Consider the following 8,890-nt stretch of genomic DNA (forward strand, 5'->3'; position numbering starts at 1 on the left):
CCGTATCGCCCGGCATCAGCACCGTCCCCGCCGTCACCGGCACCGTGATGACGCGACCGGACTGCGGCGCCAGCACCGCGCCCTCGCTCGATTGCTGATTGACCACCGCGCGCTGGGCCGAGAACGCGTTGACATTGGATTGCGCCACGTTGAGTGCGGTACGGGCTTGATCGAGCGCGCTTTTGGAAATCGCGTTGGCCGCCATCAACCGCTGAGCACGATCGAAATCAGTCTTGGCCTGGGCGAGCTGGGCCTGAGCCGCCGCCACTTGCGCGCCATAGGACGACGCCTGCAGCCCGAGCTTCTTGTCGCTGACGAGCGCGATCACCTGGCCCTGCTCGACGGAATCGCCCTGGCGCACCTTGAGTTCGATGATGGTACCGCCGATGCGGGCGCGGGCCGGCACGACGTTGGCCGACTGCACGGTCGCGAACACGGCCTTTTCGTCTGCAACCATCTGGCGCTGCACCAGATAGGTCTTTGGCGGCGGCGGCGGCGGCGTTTCGGGTTTGCCAAAACCGAAAATCGACAAGAAACCGGCGAGGATCAGCATGGCATCACCGCGCGACCGGCAAGTCGGCGCCAATCCATGCCTTGATGCCGCCCTTCATATGACTGTCGATAGCGAGCCCCGCACGCTGGCACGCCGCAACAGCTTTGGCCGAACGACCGCCGATGCCGCAATGAAAAACGATCCGACGGCCACCGGCATCGGGCAGCGCCTGCGGATCAAACCGGGACAGCGGATAGAGAATGGCGCCCTTGATGTGGCCGGCAGCGTACTCATCGGCTTCGCGTACGTCGATAAGGCAAATCGATCCGCTCGCCAAAAGCGTCGCAACTTCAGCCGGTTCGAGATTCACAACCACGGCGACAGCCCTCCCAGTCGGGTCCGACTTCAATATTCGATATTGCTTATATTAGTGTCTACTAATATATTGTCAAGCGCCAATCCAACGCCGAGGCTCGCATGAACGTCGACAAGGCCGTTTTGATGTTTGCCGGGGTGATCGTCCTCACGGGCGTGGCCCTCGGGACGTTTGTAAATCCGTGGTGGTACGCGCTCGCCGCATTCGCCGGGCTCAACATGCTGCAGGCGGGAGTCACCGGATTCTGCCCGGCGGCGATCGTGTTCCGGAAATTGGGCCTGCCGCCCGGCCCGGCGTTTGGTCCGCCGGAATAGCAAACGGCAGGGCGATGACCGAAGTCACTACCCTGCCGCTTTTCGTAGACCGTTCATCCTTCGATGTCTGACCTACGCGATAACAACCCGTCAGCCGTCCGTTGGTTCCGTGGAGGCGGCAAAAATTCGCCTGCTTGCGCTTTGCCGCCGTCGCCCCAATGATCGCGCAAACGGCGAAAGGCTCGGGCCATGAAGGTGTCAGTGTGCGCGGCGCTTCTTATCATCAACGCCGCCCGGGCCGACACGCCGCAGCAGCTTTTCGGTCCGCTCTACCGTGCGGTGGAAGAGGCCCGCGTGTTCGACGACAGCAAGGAATTCGCCGACGCCGTGCCGAAATCACCGCCGGCCGATATCCTCGCGGCGTACGAAGCCGAAAAGCCGCACGACGCCGCGGCGTTGAAAGCCTTTGTCGCCGCCCATTTCACGCTGCCGGAACAGGCGACGGTTCCTGCGGTAGTCGCCGACATCCGCCCGATCGCCGAGCATATTGATGCGCTGTGGCCGCATCTGGCGCGCGATTTTCGTGTCTCGCCGCCCTATTCTTCACTGCTCGCGCTGCCCTATCCGGCGGTAGTTCCCGGCGGGCGGTTTCGCGAACTCTACTATTGGGATTCCTATTTCACCATGCTGGGGCTCGCCGAGAGCGGCCGTAGCGATCTGGTGCGCGACATGGTGCAAAACTTCGCCTATCTGATCGATGCCTATGGCCACATCCCGAACGGCAGCCGCACCTATTATCTCAGCCGCTCGCAGCCGCCGTTCTTCTTCGCCATGGTGGCGCTAACCGAGCCGAACGATCCGGCCAAGGCCTATGCGCAATACCTGCCGCAACTGAGGGCGGAATACCGCTATTGGATGCGCGGTGCCGACCAACTCAAGCCGGGTGAGGTGCGCGCGCGCGTAGTCGCTATCGGCGATACCGTACTCAATCGCTATTGGGACGACAGCGATTTGCCGCGCGATGAATCCTTCCGCGAAGACGAAGAGCTGGCGCAATCGACTGCGCGGCCGCGTCCCGAGACCTATCGCAACATCCGCGCCGCGGCCGAAAGCGGCTGGGATTTCTCCTCGCGCTGGCTGGCGGACGGCCGCTCCCTCAACACCATCGTCACCACGGAAATCGTGCCGGTCGATCTCAACAGCCTGATGTACGGGCTCGAGGACGCCATCCGCCAGGGCTGCACGCGGCAGAAGCAAACCGCTTGCGCCCGCGACTTTGCCGCTCGCGAAAAGCGGCGCGCCAACGCTATCAACCGCCTGCTTTGGGATCATGGCACGTATGCCGATTATCGCTGGACGGAGCATCGCAGCACCGGCGTTCTTTCCGCAGCGACGTTCTATCCGCTGTTTTTCGGCATCGCTAAACCGGCCCAAGCCACATCCGTCGCCCGCGCCGCCGCCGCATCGCTGCTGAAACCCGGCGGGCTGGTCGCGACACCCGTCACCACCGCCCAGCAATGGGATGCGCCGAACGGCTGGGCGCCATTGCAATGGATGGCGATTGGCGGACTGCGGCGCTACCACGACAGCTTGGCGGCGACGATTGCGTGCCGCTGGATGGTCAACGTCAACGCCGTTTATCGCGGCACGGGCAAGCTGGTCGAGAAATACGACGTGGTGACGCTGAACCGCCCCGGCGGCGGCGGCGAATACAAGCTGCAAGACGGCTTCGGCTGGACCAACGGCGTCACCCGCAAGCTGCTGGCGCTTTATCCCGCCTACACCGGGCTCACATCCGTCGACCAGTGCCCGAAATAGTCAGAATCGCACCACGCCGGAGACCTCATACGTCGCGCCGAACAGCGGCCGCCCCAGGAACACGCCCTGGCCGTTGACGCCACTCCCGAGCACACGCGTGTTGCCCTCGGTGATCCCAAGCTCGTTGGTGACATTGGTGCCGGTGAAATCGATCTCGTATGTTCCGTTGGGCGCGAACGACATGCCGATGTCGAGGGTGTTGTAGGCCGGCATGTATTGCTGGTTCTGCACGTCGGCAAAGCGTTCGCCGACGAAGCTGTAGGTGGCATAGGCGCGCACGAAACCGTCCTCCATTACCGGCAAGGTGTAGCTCGGCGTCAGCCGCAGTTGCCATTCCGGCTGGCGCAGCACGGTGTTGCCGTCGTACAGCGGATTGTTGACGTATTGCGCGTTGTTGTAGTCGCCGGTGAGGTTGATCTGGACATGCTCGATCGGGCGCAATTCGCCTTCAAACTCGACGCCGAGGGCCCGCGAAGACAGGATGTAATTGACTTGGCTGCCATCCGACAGAATCTGCTGTTGCGGCTGGCCCCAGAATTTGTTGTAGAAGCCGGTGAGATAGACGCTGTACAAATCGGTCACCGTTTTCAGTCCGATTTCGTACTGGTTGATGTGCTGGGTAGTGAAAACGTTGCTGCGGAAGTCGTCGAACTGCGGGAACAGATAGCCCTGGTTGACGCGCACGAACGCGTTGAGCGTTTCGGTGAAGGAATAATCCACGCCCGCCGTCCAAGATGTCGCAACCGAGGTGTCGTGGATCGGCACATAGGTCCCGTTGGGATAGGAGGCGCCGGCGTCGTAGAGCGTCAGCGGATTGCCGTCGAGATCGGTGGACGACGTGTTCTCGATGGTGGCGTCCACGGTCTGGTTTTCGACCCGGAACCCGGCATCGATCTTCAAGGCCTCGGTCACCTGCCAACTGTCGGCAATAATACCGGCAATATTGCGCCCGTCGTAGCTGGCGCGCAGCGCATAGAACGACGGCGAATCGATGCCATGCTGGGTCACCGCGACGCCATTGTTGAGGGCGACATCGACCGGACGGGCGTTGTTTTCGACCGTCATCAACATACCGTTGCCGAGCTGCCAGGCATCCTTCGACGAATAATCGGCGAAATAGAGCCCCAGCGTGACGGTGTGGCCCGGGAACAATTCCCGGCTGACGCGGGCATCGTCGGTGAAGGACCGGATTTTCTTGTCGACGAACCACATGCCGGGATCGATCACCTGCGTCGACATATCGGTGATCGCCGTGCCGTTGTTGGCGAATGTCGCGGTGCCCGCTGTCGCCGGCCCGCCCGCCGCCGTCACCACCGCGGCATTGCCGTTGGCGCGCGTGATGGCACCCGTGATGTAATCGCCGAGCGTCTCGGGATTGTTACCGGTGAACAGGCAGTTGCACTGCACGTCGCCATCGGTGAAATGGGCGCGATTGCTGATCTGCCAGGGCCCGAACGTCTTTTCGAAATCCATTCCGAACATGTGAACATCGATGCCGCGCCCCTCCGACATGTCCATCGACATGGTGCCCGGCGTCACGCCCGGCGTGGTCTCGAACGTCACGTAGCGATTGGGATTGCCGAGCAGCGTCGCCGTGCGCGGATCGAAGCCGGGGAAGCGCGACAGCGTATGACCGTTGTCGGAGGACACCAGCGGGATCGGTGTGAAGAACGCGTTCTTGTCGCGCGTAATGCGGCCATAGAAGGTGATCTTGCCGCCGTCGAGTTCGTGCACCAGCGTGCCTTCGACTTGATAACCGTCGTCGGCTGGGTATTGCGTATCACGAACGCCGTTGGCGGTGCGATAGAAGCCGCCGACCGAACCGTACCAGCCATCGGCGATTTTGCCGCCATAGTACGCGTCGACACGCCGCTCATCGCCGCTGCCGCCGGTGAGGCGCAAGCTGCCGCCGGGATTGGAGAGGCCGTTTTTCTGGATGAAGTTGACCGTCACGCCAGGTTGGCCACTCGACCAGATCGGACTCGAGCCGCCGCGCAGCACTTCCACGCGCGCCACCGTATCATCGATGCGGAACAGCGAGGAATTGTCGAGGAACGACAGCGTCGGCGAGGCATAGACCGGCGATCCATCGAGTTCGATGGTGGAAAACGGCGCATCGCCGCCGGTCGGAAAACCGCGAACCTCGATATTCGCGCCCGAAGTGCCGCCGGTGGTTTCCGCGAACACGCCGGGCACAATCTTCAAGAGATCGGCGGTATTGGACGGCGCCGCTTCGCGAATCTGGTTTTCATCGGCGGTGGTGATCGAGAAACTCGCAGTCAGCTTGCGCTCGCCGAGTGGATTGGCCGAACCGGTCACGACCACGGTTTCGGTTTCCTGCTGTGGCGTCGGCTGCGCACTGGTCGCGTTCTGCTCGACCTCGGTGCCGGCATTCTGCGCCACCTGTTGGCCTTTCCGCGGAGCGGGCGGTTGATCGACGTTCGTGCTCGCGAATGCCGGCATCGTTGCGACGAAAGCACCTTGCAGAGCCGCCGCCAGAATGTAGCGGCTGGTCTCGGCGCGCAGGAAATGTTGCAGACCCAGCATGGTTTTCTCCCAGCACACGGGCCAGCAACGAGCGAGCGAACGAACGAGTTTCAGCGCCCTGCGCGAATTGCATGCGCTGTGGTATTCATGTCGCGTCGTCGCGGCGCGCGAGCACGCGACGCGCTTGGGCCAGATGCGGCGCATCGAGCATGGCGCCATCGAGTGCGACCACGCCGGCTCCGGGATCGGCGGCGAACGCTTCGACGACCGCTTTGGCGCGCGCGATCTGCTCCGGCGTCGGCGTGAAGGCGGCATTGATCGGCGCGACTTGGCTCGGGTGGATTGCCAGCATGCCGGAAAATCCATCGCGAGCGCCGCGCGCCGCATAAGCGGACAACCCATCGAGATCGGCATATCGCGGATAAACCGTCTCGAGCGCCACGACGCCCGCGGCCGCCGCCGCGAACAACGCCAGCGCGCGAACCATTTCGAACGGCGGCGTGTAGCGGCCGTCGTCCTCGCGCGACGACACCGCGCCGATCGCGGCGGGCAAATCCTCCGCCCCCCAGGTGAGCGCGGCAAGACGCGGGCCGCCGTATTCGTTCAACCGGAACAGCGCCGCCGGCGTTTCGGTAACGATGGGCAGGATCACGATTTCGCCCACCGGCATGCCAGCCCGGCGTTCCGCCTGATCCAGCATCAGCGCCAGCGCCTTGATGCTGCGCGCGCCTTCAGCCTTCGGCAGCATGATGCCATCCGGCCGCCCTGGCACCACCGCGGCGACATCCTCTTCGGCGAGTTCAGTAGCCAGCGCATTGATGCGCACGAACAGCCGCGCGTGGCGCGGGCTGTTCAGCATTTGCACCACATCGCGTCGCGCGCGATCCTTCGCCGCCGGCACGACGCCATCTTCGAGATCGAGGATGATCGCATCCGCGCCGCTGGCGCAGGCCTTTTCGAACCACTCCGGCCGGTCTCCGGGAACGAACAGCAGCGAGCGCAGCCTCATGCCGGCCTCCGCTGCATCAGCACGGCCCGCAACATCTGGCAGACCATCTCGTCGCGCTGGTTCCACATCTCGTGGCGGAAGGTAACGATGCCGGCATCTGGGCGCGACCGCGATTGTTTCAGCGCTATCACTTCGGTGCGCGCATGTAGCGTGTCGCCGATGAACACCGGCTTCGGCATCACCACTTTGTCGTAGCCGAGATTGGCGATCAGCGTGCCCATGGTGGTGTCGCCGACGCTGATCCCAACCAGCAGCGCGAAGGTAAAGGTGCCGTTCACCAGGATGCGCCCGAACTCGCTTTTGGCAGCGAATTCGGCGTCAATGTGCATCGGCTGCGGATTGTGGGTCATCGCCGAAAACAGAAGATTGTCGGTCTCCGTAACAGTGCGGCGGATTTCATGAGCGATCCGATCGCCAACGTTCCAGTCGTCGAAATAGCGCCCAGCCATCAGCTTTCTCCCTTGATGCGCGCCAGTTCCATTCCCTCGCTGACCGTAGCCCCTTGGGCGGCGCTCAGCGCATCCACAACGCCTGCGAACGGCGCCACCAGGCTGTGCTCCATCTTCATCGCTTCGAGCACCAGCAATTCCTGCCCGCGCGCGACGCGATCGCCGGGCTTTACCGCCACCGACAACACCCGCCCCGGCATCGGCGCGGCAATCACGCCATCGCTGAGATGATGATGGCCCGCGGTTCCGGCGCGCGGCGTGTCGCAGCGCCAGGCTTCGCCGTCAACGAACACAATCCGCTCGCCATCGACGGTGGCGACGCGGCCGGTCGCGGGCGCTTTGTCCAAAGTCACGCAATACGAATTGCCCTCGACCGCGACTGCAACCCGTTTTTCCGCCGGCGCGGCACTGCGAAAGCCCGTCAGCGCGCACCAGGGATCGTTCCGTTCCACCGGCAGCAGCGCCCGCGCCGCGAGCTGCAATACCGCCTCCGACGGTGTCGCAGGGCCAACGAGGTCCTCGTGCCGCGCGATAAAACCGGTGTCGATCTTCGCCGCGATGAAATCCGCATCTCCCGCCACGCGCGCCAGGAAGCCCGCATTGGTTTTCACCGGCCACACGTCCACCGCTGCACATGCCTCGGCCAAACGACGCGCCGCAGCACCACGGTTCGGCGCGTGGACAATAATTTTCGCGATCAAGGGATCATAGTGCGGCGAGATCGCGTCGCCCTCCTCGACGCCACTGTCGACGCGCACGTTCGCGGGCAGCACCAGATGCGCAAGGCGGCCAATGGACGGCAGAAAACCGCTGGCGGGATTTTCCGCGTAAAGCCGCGCCTCCATCGCCCAACCGGTCATGCTTATGTCGCTCTGCTCCAGGGGTAGCGGTTCGCCCGCCGCCACGCGCATCTGCCATTCCACCAGATCCAGGCCCGTGATCGCTTCGGTGACCGGGTGCTCCACCTGCAGGCGCGTGTTCATCTCCATGAACCAGATGCGGTCGGCGCTAAGCCCTGCGCGCGTATCGGCGACGAATTCAATGGTTCCGGCACCGACATAGTGCACCGCCTGCGCCGCCTTGATGGCCATGGCGCCGAGCGCGGCGCGGGTTGCCGCATCCATGCCCGGTGCCGGCGCTTCCTCGATCACCTTCTGGTGGCGGCGCTGCAGCGAACAATCGCGCTCGAACAGATGAACGACGCGACCATGCGCATCGCCGAACACCTGCACTTCCACGTGCCGCGGCGCCGCGATGTATTTCTCAAGCAACACGCGATCGTCGCCGAACGCCGCCTGGGCCTCGCGCCGGCACGATTGCAATGCCGCCTGAAACGCCGCGGCGCACTCGACGGTGCGCATGCCCTTGCCGCCGCCGCCCGCCACCGCCTTGATCAGCACGGGATAGCCGATCACCGCCGCTTCCGCTTCCAGCCGATCTGCGTTCTGGTCGTCGCCGAGATAGCCCGGGGTCACCGGCACGCCCGCCGCAATCATCCGCTTCTTGGCCGCATCTTTCAGCCCCATGGCGCGAATAGCCGATGGCGGCGCACCGATCCACACGAGACCGGCGTTTAAAACGGCATCGGCGAAATCGGCATTTTCCGACAGGAAGCCGTACCCGGGATGGATCGCCTCCGCTCCCGTGCGGCGCGCCGCGTCCAGCACCCGTTCCGCATCCAGATAACTTTCGCGCGCCGGCGCTGGGCCGATGCAGACCGCTTCGTCTGCTTCGCGCACGAACGGCATGGTGGCGTCGGCTTGGGAATAAACCGCGATGGTGCGCACGCCGAGGCGTCGTGCCGTGCGCTGAATCCGCCGTGCAATTTCGCCACGATTGGCAATGAGGACGGATGCAAACATCGGCTACATCCGGAACACGCCGAAGCGTGCCCGCTCCGCAATCGGCGCGTTCAGCGTGGCCGACAACGCAAGCCCAAGTACGTTGCGCGTCTCAGCCGGATCGATCACGCCGTCATCCCACAACCGCGCCGTGGCGTAATAG

The 8,890-nt window shown here is 63.9% G+C and carries 8 protein-coding genes; 2 read left to right on the forward strand and 6 right to left on the reverse strand.

From position 1 onward, the window contains the following. The coding region (locus AC1P6P_RS12700) for an efflux RND transporter periplasmic adaptor subunit (RefSeq protein WP_481402811.1) at window positions 1-553 on the reverse strand (553 nt) is incomplete at its 3' end. A gap of 4 nt (window positions 554-557) precedes the next feature. Next, on the reverse strand, window positions 558-902 hold the full coding sequence (locus tag AC1P6P_RS12705; RefSeq protein WP_481402812.1) for a rhodanese-like domain-containing protein: 345 nt from the start codon (window positions 900-902) through the stop codon (window positions 558-560). A gap of 68 nt (window positions 903-970) precedes the next feature. Between AC1P6P_RS12705 and AC1P6P_RS12710 the strand changes: the two genes are divergently transcribed. Both AC1P6P_RS12710 and treF read left to right on the forward strand, forming a co-directional pair. Continuing rightward, a complete protein-coding gene (locus AC1P6P_RS12710; RefSeq protein ID WP_481402813.1) occupies window positions 971-1,183 on the forward strand; it encodes a YgaP family membrane protein in 213 nt (70 codons plus the stop codon). 189 nt (window positions 1,184-1,372) lie between these two features. After that, window positions 1,373-2,941: an alpha,alpha-trehalase TreF gene (gene treF / locus AC1P6P_RS12715; protein ID WP_481402814.1), complete on the forward strand. Its 1,569-nt coding sequence runs from the start codon at window positions 1,373-1,375 to the stop codon at window positions 2,939-2,941. On the opposite strand, the gene AC1P6P_RS12720 is transcribed toward treF, so the two are convergent. The 4 genes from AC1P6P_RS12720 to AC1P6P_RS12735 form a co-directional block, all read right to left on the reverse strand. Next, window positions 2,942-5,488 carry a TonB-dependent receptor gene (locus tag AC1P6P_RS12720; RefSeq protein WP_481402815.1) on the reverse strand — a complete coding sequence of 849 codons (2,547 nt, stop codon included), beginning with the start codon at window positions 5,486-5,488 and terminating at the stop codon, window positions 2,942-2,944. An 85-nt stretch (window positions 5,489-5,573) separates the two neighbouring features. Continuing rightward, a complete protein-coding gene (locus tag AC1P6P_RS12725) occupies window positions 5,574-6,437 on the reverse strand; it encodes an HpcH/HpaI aldolase/citrate lyase family protein (protein WP_481402816.1) in 864 nt (287 codons plus the stop codon). Further along, a complete protein-coding gene (locus AC1P6P_RS12730) occupies window positions 6,434-6,886 on the reverse strand; it encodes a MaoC family dehydratase (protein WP_481402817.1) in 453 nt (150 codons plus the stop codon). The genes AC1P6P_RS12725 and AC1P6P_RS12730 overlap by 4 nt, the downstream gene beginning before the upstream one ends. Next, window positions 6,886-8,748 carry an acetyl/propionyl/methylcrotonyl-CoA carboxylase subunit alpha gene (locus AC1P6P_RS12735; protein ID WP_481402818.1) on the reverse strand — a complete coding sequence of 621 codons (1,863 nt, stop codon included), beginning with the start codon at window positions 8,746-8,748 and terminating at the stop codon, window positions 6,886-6,888. Before AC1P6P_RS12735 ends, AC1P6P_RS12730 begins: the two co-directional genes overlap by 1 nt. Window positions 8,749-8,890 lie beyond the last annotated feature (142 nt).

This window comes from Rhizomicrobium sp., assembly GCF_056722145.1.